The organism is Stenotrophomonas sp. 80084_Sma (assembly GCF_056481995.1).
In genome coordinates, this window is the sequence record NZ_CM151177.1 from 2,361,931 (window position 1) to 2,385,703 (window position 23,773).

Genomic DNA, 23,773 nt, shown 5'->3' on the forward strand with positions numbered 1-23,773 from the left:
CTCAGTGCGGCGTCGCCTCCAGCGCGGTGCGCACCGCCGCTGCAAGATCACTGCGGGTAAACGGCTTTGGCAGCAATGAAACGGCGCGTCCCTGGCTGCCCACCTGGTCGTGGTCGCGTGGATAGCCCGACGTGAACAGGACGGCGACTTCCGGCCAGCGTTCACGTACTTCGTGCACCAGTTCCCAGCCCGACATGCCGGGCATCACCACGTCCGAGAACAGCAGATCCACCCTGGTGTCGGGGCGTTCCAGCAGCCGCAGTGCGGAGGGTCCGTCGTGGGCTTCCAGCACGCGGTAGCCGAGCAGCCGCAGCGCATCCACCGTGTGGGCGCGGACATCGTCATTGTCCTCGGCCACCAGAATGGTTTCCTCGCGCGGTGAGTAACCCGCCAGGCCGGTCTGTGGGGTGCGTGCTTCGCAGGGCAGGGACAGCGGAGAGCGCGGGAACATCATGGTGATGCTGGTACCGCCGCCTTCCACCGAGTCGATCAGCACGTGGCCACCGGACTGCTTGACGAAGCCATGCACCATGGACAGGCCAAGCCCGGTGCCGCGGCCAACCTGCTTGGTGGTGAAGAACGGCTCGAACACGCGCGCCAGGGTCGCTGCGTCCATGCCGTAGCCATTGTCGCGCACCCGCAACATCACGTACTCGCCTGGCGTTGCATCGGGAAACAGGGCGGCGTAGTCGTGGTCGAGGTGGCTGTTGTCGACTTCGATCACCAGCCGGCCGCCATGCGGCATCGCATCGCGGGCATTGACCGCCAGGTTCAGTACGGAGGCCTCCAGCTGGCTGATGTCGATCTCCACGCACCAGATGTCCTCGGCGTTGCGGATCTCCAGCTGCACCAGCTCACCCAGTGCACGCTGCAGCATGTCGTGCATGTCCAGCAGGCGTTCGTTGAGGTTGGCGGCCTGGCTGTGCAGCGGCTGGCGACGGGCAAACGCCAGCAGGCGCTGGGTCAGGCTGGCGGCACGGCCGACGCCTTTCAGTGCATTGTCCAGTGCACGGCTGACCATTGCCCCGGGTTCTCCGGCGCGTTCGTTGAGCAGCATGGCGTGCTCGACGTTGCCGGAGATGACCGTCAGGATGTTGTTGAAATCATGGGCGATGCCGCCGGTGAGCTGGCCGACCGCCTCGATCTTCTGTGACTGGCGCAGCGCGTGTTCTGCTTGTAGCCGCGCGGTGGTTTCCACCGCCTCGGAGACCACGGCGGTGACCACGCCTTCGGTATCCAGCAGCGGGCGGAACGAGAAGTCGAAGCTGCGCCGCCCGGTCGGGAGTTCCAGTTCCAGTGCATGCAGCGAACTGCGGCCCTGTACGGCTGCGGCGACGGCCTGGTCGATCAGCGCACTGATGCCATCGGTTGTGGCAAACCAGAGCGATTCGCCGAAGCGCGCGCCAACAGTGTCCTTCTTGTCCGCAAGCACCGCGGCCAGTGACGCGTCATTGGCATCAACCACGCGTCCGGACAGATCCAGCAGCACCTGATGCTGGAAGCTGGATTCGAAGATCGCCTGCAGGCGCCGCTTGCTGGCCCGCAACTCGGCGGTGCGTGCCTGCACCTGTCGCTCGAGAACCTGGTTGTCCTCGCGCAGCGCCAGTTCGGCCTGCTTCAACAGTGAAACATCGCTGCCCATGCAGATGTAGCCGACCACGCTGCCATCGGCCGCATGTTCCGGTACGCAGTCCATCTGCACGAATCGTGATTCGCCGCTGCGGTGGACCAGTTCGACCTGGAAGCTGGTGCGCTCGCCCTGCAGTACCCGCTCCAGGCTGGGCAGGGCGTGCTCGAAGGCGGAAATGCCGCTGACATCCCGTGCCGCGCGACCCAGCAGTTCGGCCAGGCTGACGCCGTGCCAGTCCAGGAACGCCTTGTTCGCGAAGCGGTAGCGATGCGCCGTGTCGAGCTGGGCGATCAGCGCAGGGACGGCATTGGTTACCTGCTGCAACTGCGCCTGGCTGTCGTTCAGTGCGGCCTGCGCCTGCACAAGCTGGGTGCGTTCATGGGCCTCCTGCCGCGCACGACGGATCGCATCCGGCAGGCGCTGCAGGCGCTGCTTGACCACGTAGTCGCGCGCGCCGCGGGTCAGCGCCTGCACGGCCAACTCCTCGGTAAGCGTGCCGGAGACGAAGATGAAGGGCGTCTGCGGAATCCGCTCGCGCGCCAGCGCCAGTGCAGCGTCGCCGTCGAATCCGGGCAGCACATGATCGGCCAGGATCACATCGAAGGCGCGATTCTCAATTGCCTCGATGAAGGCATTGCGGGTCCACAGGCGCTCGGCCTCGAAATCGAGGCCGGCACGCTGCAGCTGTGCGCTGATCAGCTCCGCATCAAGCGCGCTGTCCTCCAGCATGAGGATGCGCAGGCGCTCGCTGCGGCGCGATCCATCACGCATTGTGCTGCCCCGAGCCGTTGGGCCGATGCGGCGGGGGCTGGTTGGTGATGCCCCAGAACATGCCCAGCCCTTGGATGGCGTCGAAGAACTCCTTGAAGTCCACTGGCTTGACCACGAATGCGTTCACGCCCAGTTCGTAACTGCGCACGAGATCCTGTTCTTCGCGCGAAGAGGTCAGCATCACCACCGGGGTGCTGCTCAGCTGTGCGTCACCACGCACCTGTTCCAGCACTTCCAGGCCGTTCACCTTGGGCAGCTTCAGGTCCAGCAGCACCACCACCGGGCCGCCGTGCATGGCGCCGGCGAACTTGCCTTCGCAGCGCAGGTAATCCAGCGCTTCGGCGCCGTCACGTACATGGATGACATCGTTCAGCAACTGGCAACGCGACAGCGCCGCCAGCGTCAGCTCTGCATCCTTGGGGCTGTCCTCTACCAAGAGGATCGGCCGCAGGTCCCTCATGGGTGATCTCCTGTGGAACGGGGTAGGGTGAAGTGGATCGTGGCGCCCTTGCCAGGTTCGCCCTCGGCCCAGGTCCTGCCGCCGTGGCGGCCGACGATGCGGCGCACGTTGGCCAGGCCAATGCCGGTGCCTTCGAATTCCTCGACGTGGTGCAGGCGCTGGAATACGCCGAACAGCTTGTCCACGTAGCGCATGTCGAAGCCACAGCCGTTGTCGCGCACGAAGAAGTGGTCTTCGTCGTCGTTTCGCTGGTGACCGACCTCGATGACCGCCTGCTCGCGCTCGCGGGTGAACTTGATCGCGTTGGCCAGCAGGTTCTGCCAGACCAGGCGCAGCATCGTCGGGTCGGCTTCGACCTCCGGCAACGGCGCAAGCGTCCACTGCACGTCGCGGCCGCTGTAGTCCAGGACCAGGCTCCGGCGCACATCCTCGGCCAGCGCGGCCATATCCAGCCGCGCCCGGCCCAGCGTAGAGCGGCCCATCTGCGAAAAGCTCAGCAGGTCGTCCACCAACGTTCCGGCAGATTTGGCCGACTCCACGATCGTATCCAGGAAGCGGCGCTCGGTATCGTTGAGGCGTTCGCCGGCCGAGCTGCCCAGCAGTTCCGAGTAACCGACGATATGGCGGAATGGCGCGCGCAGGTCATGGCTTACGGAGTAGGAAAACGCTTCGAGTTCCTTGTTGCTGCGGACCAGCTGCTCGTTGAGCTCAGCCATTTCCTCGGCCTTGCGCAGCACGATGTCGACGATGGCCGTGCGCATCTCGTGCGCGGCATCGCGGTCGGCGTCATTCCACGGCAGGCTGCGCTGCTGCACGGTCTCTTTCCATGCTTCGAATGAACTGCGCGGGGACAGTGCCACGCCGGGCGCCGCCGCTTTGCGTGGGTCGCCCCCCCAGCGCACGGTGTGCACCACTTCCGGGCGGAACCACATCAGATAGCTGTCGTGCAGCTGCGAAATGGACACCGCCAGTACGCCGCTCGCCACGTCGGACAGGCGCGCGCCGGGCGCCCAGTCGGCTGCCAGATGGTCACTGCAGTACGTTTCCTGCCCGGCCTGCTGTGCGGCCAGCCAATCGGCCAGGGCCAGCACGTCGGTCGCGGGCGGGCACTGGCCCACACGCATGCAGTCGCCCTTGTGCACAATGGCGGCGCCTGCGGCACCGGTCAGCGACAGCAGGCTGGCTTCATCGTGGCGCAGCGCAGCCATGAAATCCTCGTCGCCGGCCATGCGTGCCAGCAGCTTGACCAGCACCGAGCGGCGCGCCACGCGTTCTTCGATGGCGCGTGCACGCTCCTTCAGCGCGATTTGCAGCGACAGGATCTGGCCCATGAATTCACAGGCGGTGCGCACGTGATAGGGCAGGCGGCGCGGCTGCACCGTGTGGCAGGACACCAGGCCCCACAGCTGGCCCTCATGCACCAGCGACACCGACATCGACGCGCCGGTGCCCATGTTGCGCATGTACTGCAGGTGCACGGGCGAAACGCTGCGTAGCACGGCCAGGCTCAGGTCGGTGGCCGGCGCGTCGCGGTGCTCCTCGCTGCGCATCAGCGGGGCAGGGGTGTAGCTGTTGTCCGCGATCAGTCGCACCCGGTTGCGCCGGTACAGCTCGCGGGCCTGGGCCGGAATGTCCGACTCGGGGAAGCGCAGGTCCAGGTAGGACGGCAACAGGCCGTTGCCATCCTCGGCGACTACGATGCCGTTCCAGCCTGCATCGAACTGGTAGACCAGGGTCCGGTCGAAGCCGGTCAGCCGGCGCATGTGCGCGGCCGCCAGCTGGCACAGATCTTCCACGGTGGTAGCCGATTCGATGCCGGTCATCAGTTCGCGGATCGACGGATACAGTTCTTCCAGCGAACCCGGCTGGCCGGGAACCGGTGCCTCCAGCTCGATCAGCAGATCGGTGGCGGAGCGATGCACCAGCAGCTGATGTCGGCCGTGGCCATCCAGGTGCACGGCGCCCACATGGGCGCTGCTGCCCACCGTGGCCTGCTGGAACAGCGCCTGGAAGGGCGCCAGCACGCCGCCCAGTACCTCGCTGACATGCTGCATCAAGGGTTCGCCGAACTGCTGCAGCAACCCCTGCTGGCTGATGGCACGCTCACGCACCCGCAGTGACTGTGGATCCACGACCAGAAGCACGCCATATGGTTGGATGGCACCGGGCGTATGAATCGGCTCGCGCGCACAACGGGACTGGGCAGTGTCGTGCGTGGACTCGGCAGAAGGCATCAAAGGCGGGGCTCATGATTCGTGGATGGCTGGAATGGCCCAGCGTCGCATCCGGTATGCATGGATGGTGAAGCAAAATCGTGCATTCGCCTACCAGCACGTACGTGTGAAGAACGTTTCATTCAAACCTGAACTCTTCATCTGGACATTCCAACAGCACTTGCATGTTTCGCGAAAGGTACATGTGCGCTGCACGCGCGCTCGACACCGACTTGCCTAGGGTGAACGCACATTCCTGAGTGACCACGTCCGTGAACCTGCAGACCTTGCCTTCAACGCCATACCGCATGCTTGCCGACAGCTGCCAGTTTGAATTGCTGGATGTGGATGCGTTGCAGGACCCGGCCAGCGGACGCCTGCTCCACCTGTATTCGCTGGTTGCGCGGTGCATGAGCTGCGAAACGGTGTTCAAGGCCGAGGAAGGGCAAGGGCTGGTCAGCCACACCGCCGCGCGGGTGGTGCGATGCCCCGCAGGTTGTGGCCAGCAGGCGTTCAAGCCGGCGTTGCTGCGTGCATGGCAGCCGCAGCGCGTCGCACGGGCCTGAGAGTCCTGATCCCGGCTCACAGCAACCCGGGATTGGCCCGCCACACCGCGAAGTTCAGCACCGAGGCGAACGATATCCAGGCCAAGTATGGCAGCAGCATCACCGCCGCGCCGCGATGGAGGCGGGCGAAGGCAACAATCGTTGCGCAGACCAGCGTGATCAGTACCAGGATGTCAACGAAGGCCAGCGCGCCCAGCTTCCAGCCGAAGAACAGCCAGCTCCAGAGGGCATTGACGGCCAGCTGCACCAGATAGAGCACCAGGGCCGGTTGTGCACCTCGCCAGCCGCGCTCACGCCAGACCAGCCATGCAGCAACAGCCATCATCGCGTAGAGCAGGCTCCACGCCGGGCCAAACACGCTGGCAGGCGGTGCCCAGGCGGGAAGGGCGAGAGTGGCGTAGAAGCTGGCGGCGGATGTCGATGCCCATGCGCCGACCGCCGCCGCCGCAAAAGTGACCACACTCCATCCCAGAAGTCCCATAGCCTGTGAACGCCGCTTCACTCCGTGCCGCTCCATCCTGTGTTTACCCGCTCATACGAACGGAAGCAGCAAATGGATGCAGCCCGGGGCGATCAGTCTGAAGAACCCGCGGCGCTTCCACCTTCGGCAGCCGGCAACAGCGAAGGGCGCTGATCGAACCATTCACGCGCCTTGGCCAGATGCCACTGGCGCTGCTCGCCATCAAGCTCGATGCCGGCGCCCAGCAGCCCCCAGCGCAGATAGAGATCGCCACGCTTGCGCTGCTCCAGCAGATCCAGCCGCGCACGTACCGACAGGCGATCATTCTCGGCCTGCAAGCCGTCGATCAGCAGATGACCCGGGCGCCAACGCAGCGTGGCCTGTGCATCGACCTGGCCGGAGTCGAGCAGGGACAGCGTCCAGCGCGGGTAGTCGGTGCGCTTGGCGAACACGGCTAGCAAGGGGCGTGCATCGCTCAGGGTCAGATCGGTGATAGCGTCCACCTGGAACGGAGACTGCGCGTCGATGCGGCCCCGCTTGAACACGGCGCGGCCTTTCCACGCGCTGCTGGAATCGGTGCCGGCCACCTGCACATTGCGCAGCTCCACGGTGGTGCCGGACAGATCGAAATGGCGCTGGTTGAAGTCCCCGCGGCGAAGCGTCGCGTTCACGTCGACATCGCCGCCCATGTCCAGGCCCGCCACCTTGGCGCTGGCATTGCGACCTAGCAGCCGCGCGGTGCCATGGCCGACGCGGCCATCGGTGTCGAGCGTGGCGTCGCCGCTGAGGCTGCCGGAGCCACGCAGCAGGCGCACCTGTTGAGAGCCAAGGTAGCGGTTGTAGGCGGCCAGGTCCGGGATGGTCGCTTGGCTGAAGCGCAACCGCGCACGAACGCCCTTGCGCAGTTCCTGCAGGCGGCCATCGCCGGTGAGGTCCACGGCCAGGTCGCGACCGTCGAACAGGCGTACATCCTTCGCATCGCTTGGGCGAGCGGTGAAGCGGGGCAGCCGGATCGCCAACTGTGCCTGAGTGGGGCTGCCGGCCTTCAGCTCGCCATGCGCACTGGCCGTGCCGGCTAGCCGCACGCCAGCGACCTCGGCCACGGCGGCAGCCGAAGGGATGTCCACGGTACTGCCTTCGATCAGTTCGCCATTGCGCAGGCGCAGATCTGCTTTCAGGGTGCCGCCGCCATCCAGCTGCAGCCACGGTTTGCGTACGAACAGGGCAGGGATCCAGTTGAGCGAGGTGAAGGTCCATTCGCCGCGCACAGTGCCGGAGCTGCGTTCCAGCAGCTGGGCAGGGTGCTGGAAGGGAATCTCGCGCCCGGTGATGTGCAGGTCGGCATCGATGCCAGCGGCCGAATCCGGGCGTGGCGGCAGGCGGGCCTGCAGGCGCAGGTCGTTGGCCACGTTGAGCTGCAGGGCCAGCACGCCGCGATCGGGTGCGCCGTCGCCGAGGTAGAGCGGAACCTGCCAGAGCGCGTGGTCACCAGGTTGCAACTGGCCGTCCAACAGGTGGACCGCCAGTTGCAGGCGACCGGGAACCGGCGAACTGGAGATGCGGGGCGTCTGCGCGTCCGTATCCATGCGCAGGCCCTGGCTGCGCGCATCCACTTCAAGTTGCGCATGCAGCAGCTTCAACTTGGCCAGGCCGGGCGCCTGGTCGCGATAGTGGCGCGGATAGCTGAAGCGCGCGGTCAGATCCATGTCGCCCAGCAGCTGCACGCCGTCATAGCTGGTGTCTCCCTTGCTGAACGAGACTTCGGAATCGAACAGTTCGGACGGGCCGCCGCGCAGCTGCTTGAGGAACCCGACCGTACCCTGGCCCTTGCCGATGATCAGCAGCTTGCCGAGCCGGGCACTGCGGATGCTGTCGCTGTGGATGGCGTCGAAACGCAGGGTCCAGCCTTGGTCGCTACGCGGCGGTGACGGAATGGCGTCCTCGACGCGACTGATCTCGGCCGACACGCCAGTGGCCTGCAATCGCGGAACCCGCACTTCGCGGCGGAACAGGGGCAGGACTGCCAAGCGGGCGCTGGCACGCTCGGCGTGCAGTACGTAGACGGTATGGTTGACGTGACCGCGCATATGCACGTTCCAGGCAATGACGTGGCCCGGCAGCAGCGTGATGGCCGGGCCGGTCGTCATCACGAACTTGTGCGGCTTGCGGTTGGTTACCTGGCCGAACAGCGGGGTGTTGAGGAAGATGTTGCCGGCCAGCAGGTAGAGAACGTACACGCCAAGCAGGATGTAGCCAGCGACGCGCCATCGGCGGAGCCGGAGCGGGATGCGCGCGGGAATAGGTGGCATGTACTGTTCCAACGGCTGGAATTCACTCAACTATTGCGGAACCGATGGCGGTGGCGCGTGAAGCGCGTGCGGGGCGCTTGCTGGATTCTGCTAGTGTCCGCCTTGTGCATCACGCCACTCCGCGAGGAACCGCATGGAAATCCGGCCCGCCAGCGCGGACGACATCGAGACCATGTGGGTGATCTTCCAGGCCGCCATTGCGACGGAAGATGCGCTTCCGTTCGCCGGCACCTTCGAGGCCGGGACCTTTCGGAGCCATTGGTTCGGAGTGCAGGCGGCCTTTGTGGCCGTTCTGGAAGGGCGCGTGGCCGGAATGTACAAGATGGGTGCCAACTATCCAGACCTGGGCGCGCACGTGGCCAGCGCTACCTATGTGGTCGATCCCCGGGTGCAAGGTCGCGGCATTGGCCGGGCGCTGGTGGAGCACAGTCTTGATCGAGCCAGATCGGAAGGCTTCCTGGCCATGCAGTTCAACTACGTGGTCAGTTCCAATGCGCCAGCGGTTGAGCTGTACCGGAAGCTGGGCTTTGCCGTGGTCGGGACGCTACCGGCGGCGTTCCGGCATCGGTCGCTGGGGTTGGTTGATGTATATGTGATGCACCGGTTCCTGTAGACAGCGATATCGCTGTCCATCGGCTTCGGTGCGTCGGGCGGAATGGGATTGAAATGCCGTGGCGATGTGTATCGCCGACGGCACAGCTATCAGGCGAAGACGCGCTCGATGTCCTGCTGGGCGTGCCGCAGTGCCTGTGCGCGCGCATCGTCGCCCATTGCCAGACCTTCGGCCCGGATGAACTGCAGGTCGGTGACGCCGAGGAAGCCGAACAGGCTGGTCAGGTAGGTTTCGTGATGGTCCATGGCCGCACCCGGCACATCACCGGCGTACATGCCGCCGCGGGTGGAGGCGATAAGCACCCGCTTGCCGCCCGCCAGGCCTTCCGGCCCCTGTGCGGTGTAACGGAAGGTCTTGTCGACAATCGCAATGCGGTCGATCCAGGCCTTGAGCTGGCTGGGAATGCTGAAGTTGTACATCGGTGCCCCGATGACGACGACATCGGCCTGCAGGAAGGCATCCAGATCGTCGGCACCGAGCGCCACGTCCTGCTGCAAGGCATCGGCTTCGATGGGGGCGCCCTGGGCAGCGGCAAGGTGGGGCGGAGCAAGGTGGTCGACCGGTGCCAGGGCGAGGTCGCGGTAGGTCACGTTCACGTCGCCATGCTGCTTGCGGGCAGCTTCGATGAGCTGGGCGGTGAGCTGGCGGCTGACCGACTGCTGGCCCAGGATGCTGGAATCAATGTGCAGGAGCTTCATGGCGGTTCTCGTAGTGGAGGGTAGGACGGGCCCGGCGAACGCACTGCCATGGGCCACGGCTGCACTCTATTTCGGGGCATTGGGCCCCACTAGCCGATTGCAGCGGATTTCATTCGTCCACGGATGGGGGCAATCCCGCTGTGGGTGGATTCGTCCATGAATGGACGGGTGAATTCCCCCTGGGGCGGCTAGTGGGCGGTGGAAGGGGCGCCTAGAGTGCGTCCCACTGGCAATGATGATGTCGTCGTTCCTGCCGCTGCCACCGTCCCTCTTGTTTCAACACGCCTCCAGGAAATGCAGACATGTCCACTTATTCCACAACCACCTTTGGTGCCTCGTCCTCCACCCGCCTGCAGGGCGCAGTCGAACTGCTCGGCCGCCTCCTGCTGGTCGCACTGTTCCTGCTGTCGGGATTCGGCAAGCTGAGCGCCTACGAGGCCACGGCGGGGTACATGGCCTCGGTCGGTGTCCCCGCGCTGATGCTGCCGCTGGTGATCCTTGCAGAGGTCGGCGGAGCGCTAGCGATCGCAGCGGGTTGGCAGACCCGGCTGGTCGCCATGTTGCTTGCCGGCTTCACCCTGGCTACCGCCTTCCTGTTCCACAACAACGTTGCTGATCAGACGCAGATGATCATGTTCCTCAAGAATGTCTCCATTGCCGGTGCATTCCTGATGCTGGCCGCCAACGGCGCAGGCCGGTTCAGCCTGGATGCGCGCAAGGCCCGATGAGGGCAGGGCGCTGCGCCGAGCGCCGCGACACCATTTGCAACACAATGCAGGGACCTCCGTACCGGAGGTCGTCTGCATGGAGACCACGGGTGATCGATCTCAATGATGTGGCCCTGTTCGTACAGGTGGCCAAAGCCGGCAGCTTCGCTGAGGCCGCGCGCCGGATCGGCATGCCCTCCAATACTGCCAGCCGGCGCATCCAGCAGCTGGAAGAGCAGCTGGGTGTCCGGCTGCTGCATCGTTCCACCCGCAAGTTGACCCTGACCGATGCCGGTGAGGGCCTGTACGCACGCAGCGTGGAGCAGATCGAGGCGCTGGCGGACGCCACCCTGGAGCTTTCCGAGGGAAGCGAAGTGCCGGTGGGCAAGGTGCGCGTCGCCGCGCCGGTGGACTTCTTCAACTGGTTCCAGCTGGAGTGGGTGCAGTCATTCCTGCAGGCCCATCCACGGGTCCGCCTGGAGTTCGTGCTCAATGACGCGCGCGCCGACCTGGTCGCTGACGGCATCGATGTTGCGATTCGCGCAGGTGCAGTCACCGGGCCAACACTGATCGCGCGCCGGGTGGGCAACAACCGTGCAGTGTTGGTGGCCAGCCCGGCCTACCTGGGGGCACGGGGAGCGCCCAGCTCATTGGAGGAGCTGTCCACGCACGACTGTATCGCCGTGCCCTCGGGCTCAGGGCGCACGCAGTGGCGCTTGATGGGGCCGGATGGCCCCGCCGACGTCGAAGTGCGAGGGCGATTCAGCGCCAACTCGGCCTTGGCCTTGACCAAGGCCTGCGTGGCCGGCATGGGCATCGCGCTGCTGACCGAGGCGATGGTGGCGCAGCCGTTGCGGGAAGGGACGCTGGTCCAGGTCCTGCCCGACTACCGTATTGATGGGCTGGAGTTGTTCGTGGTCTACCAGAGCCGGCGGCAGTTGCCACGCGCCGCCAGCGCGTTTGTCGACTTCGCCACGACCCATCTGATGCTGGGCAACTGGTAAGCACCTGAGCGGGAGGCGCTGCCGCCTCCTCGCGTGGCAGCCATTGCTCCAACGATGGAGGAATGAAATCCGAACTGGCGGGCTACTGCCATGAGTGCTCAGTGCCTACCTTGGGCGTACGACGTCGTCGCGACGTTCGAAACCCGCTTCCAAGGAGACCACGCCATGCTTGCCGTCCACCCCTCCGAATCCACCGCGATGTCTCCGGTCGCCTCCGTGCGCCGCATCGTGCATCGCACCCGCGGCCGCAGCCACGGACCCATCACCCGGCTGGTGAGTCCTTCCGACCTGGGCGAACGTCTCAAGCCGTTCGTCTTCCTCGATCTCATCGACGCGCGCGATCTTTCGCGCGCCGAAGCCCCTGCGCTTGGCCTGCATCCGCACTCGGGCATCGCCACGCTCACCTGGCTGCTGGAAGGGGCCGTCGACTATGAAGACGACCAGGGCCGCCAGGGCAGTATCGAGGCCGGCTGGATGGAGTGGATGCAGGCCGGCAGTGGCGCGTGGCACGGTGGCGGATTCGGTGATTCTGATCGCCTGCGCGGTTTCCAGTTGTGGCTCGCGTTGCCACCTGCATTGGAGCTGGCTGCACCTTTCAGCCGCTACATCGGCCCCGAGCAGATCCTCAGCGAAGGCCCGGTGACCGTATTGCTGGGAGCGTACGGCACGGCCCGCAGCCCCATCGATGCCCCGGCACCGATCAACTACTTTTCGGTGAAACTGCGGGCGGGAGAATCGTGGCGGTTCCAACCGCCGCCGGGACATGACGTAGCCTGGGCCGCCGTGAGCGTGGGCTCGCTGCGTGTGCCCGAAGCGATCGGTGCAGGTGAACTGGTGGTCTTCGAGGAAGGCGGCCACGAGGTCGCGTTCTTCGCCCGCGAGGACACCGAGTTCGTGTTCGGTACCGCAGCACAGCATTCGTATCCGCTGGCAACAGGCTACTACTCGGTCCATACCAGCCCGCAGGCGCTGAAGGCGGGTGAGGCGCGGATCCGGGAGCTGGGGAAGCAGATCCGGACGGCGGGAAGCGCTGGCTGATGGAGTCGGCTCTGGAGCAGGGCAGGAGGGCGGGGCCCAGCTATCCTGAGTGGCCGCTACTGCTTCCGCGCACGAAGGCGGCTGCCAGCCGCAGTGCATCGTCGCTGCCACGATCGCCACGCAGGGCATTCACCAGCCGGCCGGGCGTTACCCCGGTCCAGCGGACAAGATCATGCGTGGCATGGGCCTGGTCGCTGTAGCCGTGACGTGCGGCTGCAGTGGCAATGCTGGTGGCTTCTCCATCCAGGGTGTGCAGAATCGCCTGCAGACGGCGCACACGAGCGTACTCCTTCGGGGGCATGCCCACCGCGGCCAGAAAGCGGGATTGCAGGCCGCGCAGGGACATGCCAAGCCGCCGCGTCAGTTCGGCAATGCGCAGATCGCCCTGCATCGCATCCAGCTGCGCAACCGCCTGTTCGACACGTTCGTCCAGGACGAAGCTGGAACAACGATCCCGCAGGACCTGCCAGAGAGGCTCGGGCGTGTTGGTGGCCGCACTGGCGCGTGCGGCGGCACTGAACGTTTCGGCAAAGGAAGCATCCAGCGTGTAAAGGTCCGGGGCCTGGTCACGAAGGCCGGGCAAGCGGGCACCGGCGATCAAGGCGCTCGCGGCCGGCTGCAGCCGCACACCGATGCAGAACACCGCACCAGCGGCCTGCAAACGGATTGGCCCTGACTGCTGTGCCGCGAAACAGAACGGTAGATCGGAACGGATACGGCCATCTGTGCCATGCAGCTGCAGCGGCACGCCCACTTCGGCCAGCAGCTCGCAACGGCCATCGGGATAGATAACCTGCACGTCATTCCCGGGTGCGTCGTCCTGCAGCCACCAGATGCACTGGACGTGACGGCGGAGGTCGTCGGGGGCAGGGTGCTCGCAGTAGTCCATGCGGCATCGGACGCCATCCTGCGCGTTTTTACAAGCGCCCTCGGTGTCCGTGCCGCTAGCCTGCAGCCAACCCAACCAGGAGGTCAGGACATGTTGAAGTCGAAGGTGGCGGTGCTGGGCGCTGGCCTGGCGTTGGGAAGTGGCGCGGCTATGGCCGCACCGGCCGAGTTCGACTGGCTGGCCGGGCATTGGTGCGGCGGTACCGAGGAGCGCAGGCTTGATGAGGTCTGGCTGCCCGAGGCCGGCGGGGCCTTACTTGGGATGTCACGGACGCTGAGCCACGGCGATATGGAGTCATTCGAGTACATGCGCCTGGTGCCGGCGGGCAAAGCGGCTGGCCTGCATGTGCAGCCCAATGGCGTGGCGCCAACCACGTTCGTCATTGCAGACCATGGCGCGAACTGGGTGGTGTTCGAGAATCCGCAGAATGACTTCCCGAAGCGCATCGAGTACCGGCGTGATGGCACTGCGCTGAAGGCGAGCATCTCCGGTCCGGGTGATGACGGGAAGATCCTGCGGATTCCGTTTGACTATCAACGCTGCGGGGATTGAGTGGGAACGCTGGCCAGGAGTGAAGTCAGGGATCTGAGGTGTTGCACGCGCAAAACTATGATTCTGTATCTCATTGATTAATCAATGGATCGATGCGGTGTTGCACCACAATCGCGCGCGCGCCAATGCTGTGTAGTTGGACATTGCACAACGCTAGTGCATGAATTTGGTGCGGCGCCAATGCACGGCTTCTAATTTGAGGCAAAGCCAATGGAGCGGCTGTGCCCGGCGGCGTAGTTCAAACGAGCGTAATCAATGCTGTGGGGACTGGAATGCTCTTGTCCGGCAGGCTATCGATGATTGTGGCCGAGCCGCTCTCGCAGCAGTCGAGGTGGCCATTGGAGGTTGCGAACCTCTTCCTTTAGGTCGGCCCCGCCACGTGGTCGAGGTGGGGCTCGGACTCGGACTCGGAGGAAGGGATAGTCGCGGCATCGCTAGAGATTCAGCCAGCCTCGCGCTGGCCCGCTGACGCTGATTGTGCACAAGCTAATCGCGCGACGCCCCAAGTTGAAACATCCGTGCTCCGGGCCGGAAGGCAGCGACCTCACTCGGTGCACCTCGAGCTGGGCACGAAGCGCGTGAAGCCTAGAGGCGTCTCCCTCAGGCAAGCTTCCTCGCTAAACAGCGCGGAGTACCCGGGCAGGCATGCCTCATGTCGCGCCCAACAGCTGCCATGACCAAGCCATCACTTCGTCAGCCACTGGCCGTAAGCCTCAACATCAATCATCGGTACGGTCCCACTGAACTGAAGTTGGGCGATGAGTTTGAAGAGGAACGCCGTCGCGGGCTTGTTCTCATTCACAAAGAGATAGCGATCCTTGGAATGGTCAAAGAAGAAGTGACCATGCGCAGCAACGCAGCCAAGGTCCAAGCGCCCGTCGCCGGGATTGGCGGTCAGTGCCCTTTCCAGGGAGGGCCCAAGCGCTGGACTCCAGTCACTTTCAAAGGTCAGCAGCCCGCCAAGAATTGGCATCAAGGCCTTTGGCGGATAGACCCCACCCGCGTGCGGGATTGGCAGGCTAGTGCGCTGCAACTGTCGAACGCTTGCCACCTTCTGCTGGGCGTACGCCACCAGCTCTGCATTCGCTGTCTGCTTGGCTTCGAACACCGCATAGACGCTCTCGGCAGGAACAATGATTTCACCCTCGTAGGTGAAAATAAACGGTGAATACTGCCGATCGAAAATCACCACATCAATCTGCTGGCTGAAATTTCCTTGACTATCCACCACGTGTGCCTTCGCAGCTTGATAGCGCTTTGGTAGGTAGGTATCCAGCAAGCTGATCCACACGTTCTCACTGGCATCCCCCTTGGACCCTGGGTGATTGAACGTCTTCCGGACAGTGGCAAGGCGCAGCTGAACATCCTCATGCAATGAAGAAAGCAGCTGTGAAAGTGACCATTGGGACATCTTGGGACCTCCATACACTCAGCAGCAGGCGCTTGCCTGGTCAACAATGTGAAATAGCAGCGACTGGGGTGGGGCAGCCAGCTGTGCCACACGAAACAGTGTCAGCGGCGCCCCGGCGCGTGCTGGGAAGGCATCTCAGCCATGATCCTGAAACGCCGGCGTTGGCTGCATTGGGCGAGCAATCTCAAGCGCGCGTTTGCTCTCAATCGATCGGTCTGGATAAGCATCTAGTACGATCGAGGGGATCAACCGCTGTGTGATGTCAGAGTAGGTGAAGCCGACCTCTTGTCCATCCTTCGCTCCAGTGGCCTCTACCAGCCCTTCGATCTGCACGGAGGATAGACCCAGCGGTCGCAACTGGTGTTCCAGGACGTAGCGTCGCTGAGCTGAATCAGGACGGTTGAAGGTCAAAATGTCAGCGGCGCGACGGCGTACGGCCGGATCCAGCGCGTTGAGGCGATTGGTGCACATGATCACGGCGGCGGGCACCTTCGTCTGCGCCAGACGATCGATACCCCTGATGAAGGCATTGACCCCTGCTCGATCCTCATGGTGCATCTGCGCCGATTCCCGAGACTGGGTCAGCGCATCGGCCTCATCCACCAGCAAGATGACCCCTCCGGTGCTTTTTCCGCGACCTTGCAATTTGGTCGCTTCTGCCAGCGCGTAGTCGAACGCTGTGGTGAGTAGCTGGGTCATCTCGCCAACCTGTCCCTTGCCTCGGGTGGCCAGGCTGAGCGGGAACAAGGTGATATCAATCTTCTCCTGTCGCGCCACGGCATCACCGATAGTCTCTGCCAATTCGGTTTTGCCAGAGCCGACGTCACCGGAAAGAATGACCAAAGGAGGTCGGCGCAGTACGGAATCAAGCAGCGTTGCGGCACCTGGGTGATGGCGCTTGGCCCACAATTCCAGGCCAGCTGGGTGGACTAGCAGGCCGAGAATCTTCGACAAGCGAGCCTTCTGATCGTCCACGCCAATCAGCCGATCCAATCGGGTGCGGGCGTCGATGTCCGGATAGATGCGACGTTGATCAAACAACTCGTCAAGGGTTGGCTTTGAGTGCATTAGTAGCTCCTGACACTGAGGCGGTCGAGTGCCTTGCCACCCGCAGAGTAGCTGCGGTCAGACACCAGGCTTCCGCTGATACCAGGCTCGGCTGCCCCGGTACGCTGAAATGGAAGCGACTTTTCAAATGACTCCCGCTGAGGAGCCGACAGCGTGAACCAGGCAGAGGAATACGTCAGGTAGTTGTAGAAGCTCGCCCCGGATACATCTGCGCCTGGGCGGAGCTTGCCGGGATCGTCATCGATTCCGGACATGCCTGCAAGATCTTTTGCGGTGTAGCGCAGTGTGGGCTCGATCCAGTTATCACCCCGCTTGAAACCGTAGGTGACTGTGTCCAGATAGCCGGCCTTCAACAATTCAACCACTTCGGTCTCATAAGCGGCGATTCTGTCATCGCTGGGCGCCCCATAGAAGCGCTGCATACGCTTGAGGTCGGCGGCCAATTTCGCTGCCATGTGGCGGGCATGAGTGATCGTAAAGGTGCTGGTGCTTGATTGTGTGTAGCTGCCAGTCATAGGGCCCTCACGCTTGGAAGGAAGAGCCGAAGACCTTTTGCCAGTAGCGCACGGTCTCCTGCTTGGTCGGTGCAGCCAGTGCCGCATCAATCGCGTCGCCGGCATCCAATGCCGCCTCGACAATGGCATCGACCTGCGCGTGACCGTACAATTTGGCCACGTTGTTCTTCTCGTTCACCGGATCAATGATCTGCATAGGCTCGGAGAAGGCGGCGATAATGGCGGTAGGGTAGTAATCCTGGAATGCGATTTGTTCGCGAAGGCCGCTCTGCGCCACGTAGGTGAAGAAGTGCTGGAGCGCTTCGGGGTAGTTGGAGAAATCACGCCCCTCATCGCACAGCTTTGCCAGGATCATCTCGATCATGAAGGACTTGAAACGAAAGCCGGGAACTTCCGTCTTCATGCGCCTTGCCCAGAACTTGACCAAGCGCACCACCTGCACAAAATCCGAAGGCTGCAATTGTTTACGCCGCTTGGCAAACTCTAGGTGCCGGGGAATGCTGGTTCTCAAGAACGAGCCATCATCCTGACTGACTAGGTTGCCATACCAGTCAGGATCGCCGTCATAGAGGATCGGCACCACGTCCACATCCAGCCCAGAACCTTGGAACGAGACTGTTACGGAGTAAGTCTGGGGCTTGACTTGTTCGGGCTTGAAATTTGGATAAGCCTTTCGAAGCCGCTCTGCCAAGTACTCCAGCAGCCTCCCAATGTCCTTGGGGGCGTCTGCCCCACTGATGTAACAGGCCACGTCAATGTCGTTGAGCGACCGCAATGCGGTGCCTTTTGCCAGACTTCCCGAAAGGATCATCTTTCGAAGGGTGAAATCCGGGTGCTGCCCTAGGTAGGTCTCCAGACGCTCTCTCAGTCCACGCGCCTGCGCGCGTAGCTCATTGGCTTTATCGCGTGGCAGATTGACCCGATCGTCGGCAAAATTGACAAGCTCCCTATGGCCTACGTGCTGCGTTCCCATGCATCGATCTCCAAGCCGGGCGCGTGCCGACCGGCGGATAGGTGAGGTGGTACTGCGACTTCCCCGCTGCCAACTTGCCGGCTCGTTGTCGCAGGAACTGCGACTCTTCCCCGATCACGGGCCGGAAAGCTGATAGCTCCCGATCAACATTGGGATGGCTTTCACAGTTTCAAGGGCGTGGGTGGGTGCCGGGACGCGGCGCGCCTGGGACGGGCTCAATCCGCGTCGAGCAGCCGTGCGGCCGGGTTGTGCTGGGCGCCGCCCTGCTGGAAGTAGCCAGCCGCGCTGGCCACCGAGCGGTGATCGGTATTCGCCATCAGGGCGGGCAGCGCCAAGCCTTGGTGCGCCCCTTCGGTGATGAAGCCCGAGCGCAGGTTGTGTCCGCCGAAGTCCCCTCCAGGCCGGCGAGTGCGGCGCGGTGCTGGATGACCACGGCGGTGGTGTGGGGCGCCTATCGCCAAGTCAACCCGGGTGCCCGCACGCGGCAGGACAGCGCGTCATCGGTGATCCTAGCGGTGGGCAGTATCCGCAACTGACTGGCGCACAACGGCAGATGGTGCGCGAGGAGTACATGCGGGGCACCTAAGGTCTTCGGTTTGGGGTGGAAGTCCCGCTGGTCCAGTACGTCATTCAGGCCTATCGCGCGGCGCCGAACCCTCAGCGTCATCTTGCTCCTGACTATCTACTGATGGTAGACCAGCCAGAGTCTCTGCCCGATGGCGCCATCTGGCATTGACTGGTGCATCAGCATCACGGATTGAAGGCGCCTGGCCCTGGCGTGGATTCGATTGCTGTTGTTGGCAAATGCTACGAATAAATGGGTGCCGCCCATTTCCAGGTGCAAACAGGCGGCTTCTCTATCTCGGCAGCTGAGTTGTGCGTCAGAAGTTTAGGGTGGGGCGATCGATGCCTTTGCTTAGGGTTGCGTTATCCGAACGCCACGCGCAATTCGTGTGGATGGCTCGTATCCAAAAGCGCAATGGGACTGGGCGATCTATAACGCTCCGGAAGCGCGCTCAAGTTGCCCTCATGCTCCGAGAGGAGGATGCCGTCCGCGTAGCCCTGGGCGAGCACCGCTAGTCTCACTCGTAGTCCCAATCCCGAGTTGCTCACCCGCTGCGGGCTGGAATGGCTGAATTTGCCCAGGAGCTCATCTACGAAGTTCAAATAGTTGGGGTGAATCACTCGATAGCGCCCGCCTGGCCTGGTCGCGGCGTAGCTGCTCCATCCATCCGGAGCCGGTTGATCCCGAGCTCCGGCGACTCGCTCGCCTTGAGGGCTAAAGGCCTGATCTGATCGACCTCGTCGGGAACCTCTGGCTGCATTCTGGTCAATGTAACGGAGGATTGGGCCTGAGTCGTCCTCAGAGCCCGTATGGTTTGCACGTAGTGCTGTATCTGCGCCTGCTGGTGGTGATTGTTGATCTGGGTGTGTCGTGAGCCTGTACCTTTTAGCGTTGCAGACCCTCCTGGCCTGGCGTAGCGCCAGGCCAGGAGGAAGGTCCACAAGGCTGGAAATCCTGCTGGGATCAACGTGTACCCCTGGAGTTACGATCAGCCGACTTGTACGCCTTTGCTCCGCACACCAGTTGAGGTAGGCCTGTAGATACGCCGTGGCATTGGGGTGGGGGTGTCTCTGCAAGGCGGAAGCCGACTCATTCATAAGGTCAAAGCCGCACGCACAGGTGAGCAACTTCGTGGGCGTGCCAGCGACTGTCACCGGAAATCCATTGCATCGTGGGCAACTCTGGCGCAGGCGAACGCCATGCCAGGGACACGTGGAAATCCAGGGCAGCTGATGCAGTGTGGTGTGATACCCGAGTCTGATGCAAGGAAGGCAGTACCTCAACCTGAGATGGGAGGGCAGTCTCGGGTCGTCCGTCATGAACGGATACCACGCCGCCAAGTCCCACTCGGGCGGAGTCTCGATCCCAAGGGTTGTAGAGAGTGCCTCTTGTTGTACTTGCGAGGTCGTCAGGCTCAAGAGCAGGTTGATGTTTCTGTTTGGCTTGATTCCGAGGAGTTGTGAGTACTCCGTGACCCGCCTGGCCTGGTTCAGTCGCGATAGCCTCGCGACGCAGCCAAAAGCCGATTGGTATGGAACAAGTCGGAGGTTGCCGCCGACCAGCTGAGCGCCGCTCCTCATTTGCCTACGGCCCTATTTCTTGAGCTTTCGAAGCCGGCGTATGCGCTGCGCAGGAGAGCTTCATCAATGTGCTGGGTAGTAAGCCCTTCGAAATCGTTGCGCCCAGCAGCGATCTTGGTGAGTAGGTGGTAGACAAACTGGTTGAAGGAGGCCATGAGCCAATCCTTGGGAACGGGATAGTTGCCTTGATTGGCAAGGTTCTCAATTCGTTCGCGTATCGCTTCGGTCTCCTTCTCAAGGCGCCAGCCAACGCTGTAAGCATAGGGTGCGAATGCTTCGGTGTAGGTCTTTCCTCCCTCGTCCAGCCACCTCATAACTTGGTCAAGCTGGCGAAATGCCAAGGCGACATCACATGCGTCCTGCACGTCAGCGTCCTCCGTCGGGATGTCCCAGAGAAGCCCGGTAAAAGGATGGCTGTCGACAAAGAATCGGCCATACAGATGTGGCGGCGCCAGCTGACTAAGATCGTCTGCGCCTCCAATCACGCTGTTGCTCTGGTGGATGAAGAGAAAGAACGGTTGCACTGATGATCCGAGGAAGTGGTTCTGAAGCTTTGCAAGGTGGGCGTAGTCCTTGAGCGTGAGCTGCTCAGCCGTATCGATCGCAATCACGACCACGTCGGCCGATGCTCTAGCGGCTTCCTGCTCAATTGCCCGGATGATCCTGAGGAGGAGATCCTGTGGGCTGGCTACGGTTGTTGCCCTCATGCCCAGTCCAAGGATGACCTCGCGGAAGAAGTTGCCTTCGCTAGGGGTAGTCGGTTTTCCGACGACCATCCGGAGGAATCCAATAGGAAATGGTCGCCAAGAAGTGGTGGTTTCAAGTATTCGCGTGGCAGTTGACTTCCCACACCGGCCATCGCCAATGATCCTCAGGCTCGGCCGCCCATACTCCAGGCACGTGGCGAATCCAGATGCCATTCGCAGTAAGGGGAGAGTCTGGATATTGGGGCGATGTCGCGCGTGCATTGGGTGGTTCTCAAGGCTCGCCGGGGCCTTCATCAGCGGAGCCTCGTGTTGAACGTGGCCCTGCGGATTCCCATCAGTGGAGAGCCTTGCCCCTGACTGTTGGTCGTGGAAGGTGGCTTGGGCACATCGCCAGCTGCCATGAGCGAGGCGCTGTCCCTGACGCCAGCGGCCGCCGATCGGACGGCTGCGTGATAGGCCTCAATGTTGTCGGCTAAACAGTAGTTACCGGGCTCCCGTGACGCGTCGCTCTTCGCCCAGCGTGCCGCGCGCTTCCTGATCGACAGCGTGTGGGCCACGCTCGCATATGGGGCGAGAGCGTGAAGTGTGAGTACACGCTTACCGCCTCTCCAGAGGGTCAGCTTGCGAATGTCTCGCCAGTCTTCGTAGGTTGCGTCAAATGACTGCCCAATCAGGTGCCACTGTCCAGACAGTGTTGGTGACCTGTACCTAGCGTGGTCGAGATAGACGAGGGGAGGTACACCACTCCTTCTGGAGCCTCTGATGGTCACCTTCATCCGCCTAACGGTCATGTTTCTCACGTCATCTTCGGTGCCAGGTGCATGCCACACCCACTCCCCAGATGCCAGATGCTCATCAATGATTCGCTTGGGCGACCTGGGTTCGCGAGTGGACCGGCTCGTCACATTGTGCGAGGTAACATAGGTGTCAATGAGGTCTTTCAAGACCTCCAGGAGAATGGGGTGGTCTTTCCCGTCAAGCTTTGTAGTGACTTGACGCTCATTCACTTGCGTTGCGGGAGCAAAGCCGCCGGCGATGTGGCGCAGCAGGCCATTCTCAATCTTCTTGAATAGAGCCTCGATGTAGGGGCGACCTTCGCCCATCCCGGATCGTCCAAAGTGCAGGATTCCCTTGTGATGATCAATGAGATTTCGGACTGTCATCTTGGCGTGATGGGATGAGTCGTTGTCCATTGCGATCATTGCGCTTCTCATCACTACCTCATCCACTAGGTAGATCGACGGCATCCATGCACTAGTCGAGTAGCTCAAGTTCGACGTGCTCAGATCCCTTGGTTGCCAGGGGCTCATGATCTTCGCGAACAGGCTGACTACATCGTGTTGCTCGTACTTCCGGCCAAGCACCATTTCCCAACCAAGGATGGCGCCACTCCCGACATCAACAACTGCCAGTAGCCAGATCCGACTAATCTTCTCTAGCCGGAATGAGCCGTCCGCCATCGGCATGGCCAGCCATGCGTCGATGTCGACGGAATGCTCGTCGTACTCAACTCGATCAAATGGCCGAATGCTGAGTAGGTTCTCGATTCGGGTGGAAGTAGGCTCATCCGCAGCCAAGAGCATCTCATTTTCGCTCTTTGTGCCTCGGATGCGCTTTATGAGGGAGGTCAGTGCTCGTCTTCCCTTGTCACGGATGTTGAGCGGATACATGGCCTGAAAGCCCTTCCCAGTCAGCACCTTCACGAACTGGGAATGCAGCCTGTCGAACGCGGGGCTCCTTTTGGACTGTGTTGGCAAGGCGCCCTTGAATCTTGCGACTGCATCGCCGAGTTCGGGGATCGCTTGCAGGACAGCATCTATGGCGAACGGATGTGAACTATCGGGGACGACCGAGTTGTTGCGATCTGACACGCTGAATCGCGCATAGGGAATGCAGGCTCGGTATCCGACTCGATGACCGCTCTCGTCGAAGAGCAGTGCGGTCCGGATCATTCGAGAGAGGGTATTTCGCGGCACGCCCCATCGAAGGGCTGCGTCGACCAAGGTTGCCCCATCAAGGACGCTGGTGAGTGCTGACAGGCGGGCTTGAAATTCCGACTGTTGATCAGCTGGAAGTACGATCCCATTTGGCCTTGGAGTTGCCCGGATCGACTCGAGGTCGACGGCATTGAACTTGGAACTCATGGGTCGGCCCTCCAGATCCTTGATCGCCCCGTCATTCGAGGAAATGCATCGGTCGCCAGAAATCCGACGTGAAGCAACTCAGCCACGACCCCCTGAATGTGAGTTCGAGGGTGGTGCCTGAGCTCATGGATGAGTTCATCTGCACTGATGCTGCCGCTTCGCTCGATGGTCGCGGCGATTTCCTGTCGCAACGCCAGGCTGCTCCCCAGATCCTTGGCTGACTGGCAGAACCCGAGCAGTTGGTAGCAGAGCTCATTCCTGCCGCCGGGCGCCTTGAGTTCGTCCTCCGTGATTAGCCACAAAGAGATGCCTGCATCCTTGGCTGCTGAACGAAGCCGGTCCAGCTCGCGAGGACGACGCTTGCCATCCACGCCGGGTACTGTCTGCGAATTCGGAATGACGTTTGCATAGATCTCCTGGCCTCCGCGCCTCTGAAACCAGAAATGGAGTTCCATGCTGTCAAGTCCTACCGGGATGGACCGAGGCCTCTCGGTCACGGCCGCCACTGATGGATCAAACTCCAATTGCAGTCGAAGCGCGAGTTGCAGGGGGCCGTGTACGGTAACCGTCCGGTTCTCTTTCGGGCTAAAGAAGGTGAAGATGTCCCCCCTCTTGATCTGGCCAGCGGTTAGTTCACGGGGGGCCAGCGGTCGATCCTTCCCATTGTGGAGCGGGTCGGAGGCGCGTGCAGACGCTACGCCTTGGAACGGGCTCACGGGATTGGTCGCGTGGTTGCTCATGCTGCCTCCTTGTGGATGACTGCAGTTCGCATGGTCGAGGAGTGGCGCTGCGCAATCGCGATTGAGGGATGACTCAATGCATGGTCAGCTGAGTGTTGGATCTTCATCGATCGACTTCCCGGTTGGCCTCGGAGAATGAGGCTCGGTACTGGCGGCAATG

At 62.6% G+C, this 23,773-nt stretch carries 20 protein-coding genes and 1 pseudogene; 6 read left to right on the top strand and 15 right to left on the bottom strand.

The features are described from left to right. Position 1 precedes the first annotated feature (1 nt). The 3 genes from ACZK3W_RS11040 to ACZK3W_RS11050 are packed head-to-tail and all read right to left on the bottom strand — an operon-like array spanning position 2 to position 5,095. Positions 2-2,401 (bottom strand): response regulator, encoded by a 2,400-nt coding sequence (locus ACZK3W_RS11040; RefSeq protein ID WP_478450816.1) that lies wholly within the window; start codon positions 2,399-2,401, stop codon positions 2-4. Continuing rightward, positions 2,394-2,861 (bottom strand): response regulator, encoded by a 468-nt coding sequence (locus ACZK3W_RS11045; RefSeq protein WP_125894043.1) that lies wholly within the window; start codon positions 2,859-2,861, stop codon positions 2,394-2,396. The genes ACZK3W_RS11040 and ACZK3W_RS11045 overlap by 8 nt, the downstream gene beginning before the upstream one ends. Continuing rightward, positions 2,858-5,095: an ATP-binding protein gene (locus ACZK3W_RS11050; RefSeq protein WP_478450817.1), complete on the bottom strand. Its 2,238-nt coding sequence runs from the start codon at positions 5,093-5,095 to the stop codon at positions 2,858-2,860. The genes ACZK3W_RS11045 and ACZK3W_RS11050 overlap by 4 nt, the downstream gene beginning before the upstream one ends. Positions 5,096-5,346: 251 nt before the next feature. On the opposite strand from ACZK3W_RS11050, the gene ACZK3W_RS11055 reads away from it, so the two are divergent. Next, positions 5,347-5,640, top strand: a complete 294-nt coding sequence (locus ACZK3W_RS11055) for a hypothetical protein (protein ID WP_478450818.1) — start codon at positions 5,347-5,349, stop codon at positions 5,638-5,640. A gap of 16 nt (positions 5,641-5,656) precedes the next feature. Here ACZK3W_RS11055 and ACZK3W_RS11060 read toward each other — a convergent pair whose 3' ends face one another. Then, entirely contained in the window at positions 5,657-6,157 is a 501-nt protein-coding gene (locus tag ACZK3W_RS11060) for a TspO/MBR family protein (protein WP_478450820.1), read from the bottom strand. A 56-nt stretch (positions 6,158-6,213) separates the two neighbouring features. Further along, positions 6,214-8,409, bottom strand: coding sequence for an AsmA family protein (locus ACZK3W_RS11065; protein WP_478445811.1), 2,196 nt, complete (start codon positions 8,407-8,409; stop codon positions 6,214-6,216). A gap of 133 nt (positions 8,410-8,542) precedes the next feature. Here ACZK3W_RS11065 and ACZK3W_RS11070 point away from each other — a divergent pair, with 133 nt between their 5' ends. Beyond that, positions 8,543-9,022 (top strand): N-acetyltransferase family protein, encoded by a 480-nt coding sequence (locus tag ACZK3W_RS11070; protein WP_478445812.1) that lies wholly within the window; start codon positions 8,543-8,545, stop codon positions 9,020-9,022. Between the two features lie 89 nt (positions 9,023-9,111). Here ACZK3W_RS11070 and ACZK3W_RS11075 read toward each other — a convergent pair whose 3' ends face one another. Next, positions 9,112-9,720: an FMN-dependent NADH-azoreductase gene (locus ACZK3W_RS11075; protein WP_125894055.1), complete on the bottom strand. Its 609-nt coding sequence runs from the start codon at positions 9,718-9,720 to the stop codon at positions 9,112-9,114. Positions 9,721-10,022: 302 nt separating this feature from the next. Between ACZK3W_RS11075 and ACZK3W_RS11080 the strand changes: the two genes are divergently transcribed. The 3 genes from ACZK3W_RS11080 (at position 10,023) to ACZK3W_RS11090 (ending at position 12,469) form a co-directional block, all read left to right on the top strand. Continuing rightward, positions 10,023-10,448, top strand: coding sequence for a DoxX family protein (locus tag ACZK3W_RS11080; protein ID WP_125894057.1), 426 nt, complete (start codon positions 10,023-10,025; stop codon positions 10,446-10,448). Between the two features lie 89 nt (positions 10,449-10,537). Then, positions 10,538-11,431 (top strand): LysR family transcriptional regulator, encoded by an 894-nt coding sequence (locus ACZK3W_RS11085; RefSeq protein WP_253143126.1) that lies wholly within the window; start codon positions 10,538-10,540, stop codon positions 11,429-11,431. Between the two features lie 165 nt (positions 11,432-11,596). Then, positions 11,597-12,469 carry a pirin family protein gene (locus tag ACZK3W_RS11090; RefSeq protein WP_317216585.1) on the top strand — a complete coding sequence of 291 codons (873 nt, stop codon included), beginning with the start codon at positions 11,597-11,599 and terminating at the stop codon, positions 12,467-12,469. Positions 12,470-12,509: 40 nt separating this feature from the next. Here the strand turns inward: ACZK3W_RS11090 and ACZK3W_RS11095 are convergent, their stop codons facing one another. Continuing rightward, on the bottom strand, positions 12,510-13,358 hold the full coding sequence (locus tag ACZK3W_RS11095; RefSeq protein ID WP_346484551.1) for a helix-turn-helix domain-containing protein: 849 nt from the start codon (positions 13,356-13,358) through the stop codon (positions 12,510-12,512). A 90-nt stretch (positions 13,359-13,448) separates the two neighbouring features. On the opposite strand from ACZK3W_RS11095, the gene ACZK3W_RS11100 reads away from it, so the two are divergent. Further along, a complete protein-coding gene (locus ACZK3W_RS11100) occupies positions 13,449-13,910 on the top strand; it encodes a DUF6265 family protein (protein ID WP_125895913.1) in 462 nt (153 codons plus the stop codon). A gap of 685 nt (positions 13,911-14,595) precedes the next feature. Here ACZK3W_RS11100 and ACZK3W_RS11105 read toward each other — a convergent pair. The 8 genes and pseudogenes from ACZK3W_RS11105 to ACZK3W_RS11140 all read right to left on the bottom strand — a co-directional run bounded on the left by ACZK3W_RS11105 (position 14,596) and on the right by ACZK3W_RS11140 (position 23,613). Beyond that, positions 14,596-15,321, bottom strand: a complete 726-nt coding sequence (locus ACZK3W_RS11105) for a DUF6602 domain-containing protein (protein ID WP_026070607.1) — start codon at positions 15,319-15,321, stop codon at positions 14,596-14,598. Between the two features lie 135 nt (positions 15,322-15,456). Next, entirely contained in the window at positions 15,457-16,389 is a 933-nt protein-coding gene (locus ACZK3W_RS11110; protein ID WP_017355006.1) for an AAA family ATPase, read from the bottom strand. Further along, positions 16,389-16,904, bottom strand: a complete 516-nt coding sequence (locus tag ACZK3W_RS11115; RefSeq protein ID WP_026070608.1) for an HORMA-1 domain-containing protein — start codon at positions 16,902-16,904, stop codon at positions 16,389-16,391. The genes ACZK3W_RS11110 and ACZK3W_RS11115 overlap by 1 nt, the downstream gene beginning before the upstream one ends. Before the next feature lie 7 nt (positions 16,905-16,911). Next, the gene (locus ACZK3W_RS11120) at positions 16,912-17,877 is read right to left on the bottom strand and encodes a CBASS oligonucleotide cyclase (RefSeq protein ID WP_026070609.1); all 966 of its coding nucleotides are present in this window, start codon (positions 17,875-17,877) and stop codon (positions 16,912-16,914) included. Positions 17,878-18,092: 215 nt separating this feature from the next. Further along, a pseudogene (locus ACZK3W_RS11125) lies at positions 18,093-18,301 on the bottom strand (integrase); the annotation flags it as partial. 1,717 nt (positions 18,302-20,018) lie between these two features. After that, positions 20,019-21,023 carry an ATP-binding protein gene (locus ACZK3W_RS11130; protein WP_478450821.1) on the bottom strand — a complete coding sequence of 335 codons (1,005 nt, stop codon included), beginning with the start codon at positions 21,021-21,023 and terminating at the stop codon, positions 20,019-20,021. Beyond that, complete coding sequence (locus tag ACZK3W_RS11135; protein ID WP_049399271.1) at positions 21,023-22,873, bottom strand: hypothetical protein; 1,851 nt, start codon at positions 22,871-22,873, stop codon at positions 21,023-21,025. Before ACZK3W_RS11135 ends, ACZK3W_RS11130 begins: the two co-directional genes overlap by 1 nt. Further along, positions 22,870-23,613, bottom strand: a complete 744-nt coding sequence (locus ACZK3W_RS11140; protein WP_017354507.1) for a hypothetical protein — start codon at positions 23,611-23,613, stop codon at positions 22,870-22,872. Before ACZK3W_RS11140 ends, ACZK3W_RS11135 begins: the two co-directional genes overlap by 4 nt. Positions 23,614-23,773 lie beyond the last annotated feature (160 nt).

Excerpts from the sequence above, each read along its gene's own strand:
- ACZK3W_RS11040 (WP_478450816.1), bottom strand. The coding sequence starts at position 2,401 with ATGCGTGATGGATCGCGCCGCAGCGAGCGCCTGCGCATCCTCATGCTG.
- ACZK3W_RS11045 (WP_125894043.1), bottom strand. The coding sequence starts at position 2,861 with ATGAGGGACCTGCGGCCGATCCTCTTGGTAGAGGACAGCCCCAAGGAT.
- ACZK3W_RS11050 (WP_478450817.1), bottom strand. The coding sequence starts at position 5,095 with ATGCCTTCTGCCGAGTCCACGCACGACACTGCCCAGTCCCGTTGTGCG.
- ACZK3W_RS11060 (WP_478450820.1), bottom strand. The coding sequence starts at position 6,157 with ATGGAGCGGCACGGAGTGAAGCGGCGTTCACAGGCTATGGGACTTCTG.
- ACZK3W_RS11065 (WP_478445811.1), bottom strand. The coding sequence starts at position 8,409 with ATGCCACCTATTCCCGCGCGCATCCCGCTCCGGCTCCGCCGATGGCGC.
- ACZK3W_RS11070 (WP_478445812.1), top strand. The coding sequence starts at position 8,543 with ATGGAAATCCGGCCCGCCAGCGCGGACGACATCGAGACCATGTGGGTG.
- ACZK3W_RS11075 (WP_125894055.1), bottom strand. The coding sequence starts at position 9,720 with ATGAAGCTCCTGCACATTGATTCCAGCATCCTGGGCCAGCAGTCGGTC.
- ACZK3W_RS11080 (WP_125894057.1), top strand. The coding sequence starts at position 10,023 with ATGTCCACTTATTCCACAACCACCTTTGGTGCCTCGTCCTCCACCCGC.
- ACZK3W_RS11090 (WP_317216585.1), top strand. The coding sequence starts at position 11,597 with ATGCTTGCCGTCCACCCCTCCGAATCCACCGCGATGTCTCCGGTCGCC.
- ACZK3W_RS11095 (WP_346484551.1), bottom strand. The coding sequence starts at position 13,358 with ATGGACTACTGCGAGCACCCTGCCCCCGACGACCTCCGCCGTCACGTC.
- ACZK3W_RS11100 (WP_125895913.1), top strand. The coding sequence starts at position 13,449 with ATGTTGAAGTCGAAGGTGGCGGTGCTGGGCGCTGGCCTGGCGTTGGGA.
- ACZK3W_RS11105 (WP_026070607.1), bottom strand. The coding sequence starts at position 15,321 with ATGTCCCAATGGTCACTTTCACAGCTGCTTTCTTCATTGCATGAGGAT.
- ACZK3W_RS11110 (WP_017355006.1), bottom strand. The coding sequence starts at position 16,389 with ATGCACTCAAAGCCAACCCTTGACGAGTTGTTTGATCAACGTCGCATC.
- ACZK3W_RS11115 (WP_026070608.1), bottom strand. The coding sequence starts at position 16,904 with ATGACTGGCAGCTACACACAATCAAGCACCAGCACCTTTACGATCACT.
- ACZK3W_RS11120 (WP_026070609.1), bottom strand. The coding sequence starts at position 17,877 with ATGGGAACGCAGCACGTAGGCCATAGGGAGCTTGTCAATTTTGCCGAC.
- ACZK3W_RS11130 (WP_478450821.1), bottom strand. The coding sequence starts at position 21,023 with ATGAAGGCCCCGGCGAGCCTTGAGAACCACCCAATGCACGCGCGACAT.
- ACZK3W_RS11135 (WP_049399271.1), bottom strand. The coding sequence starts at position 22,873 with ATGAGTTCCAAGTTCAATGCCGTCGACCTCGAGTCGATCCGGGCAACT.
- ACZK3W_RS11140 (WP_017354507.1), bottom strand. The coding sequence starts at position 23,613 with ATGAGCAACCACGCGACCAATCCCGTGAGCCCGTTCCAAGGCGTAGCG.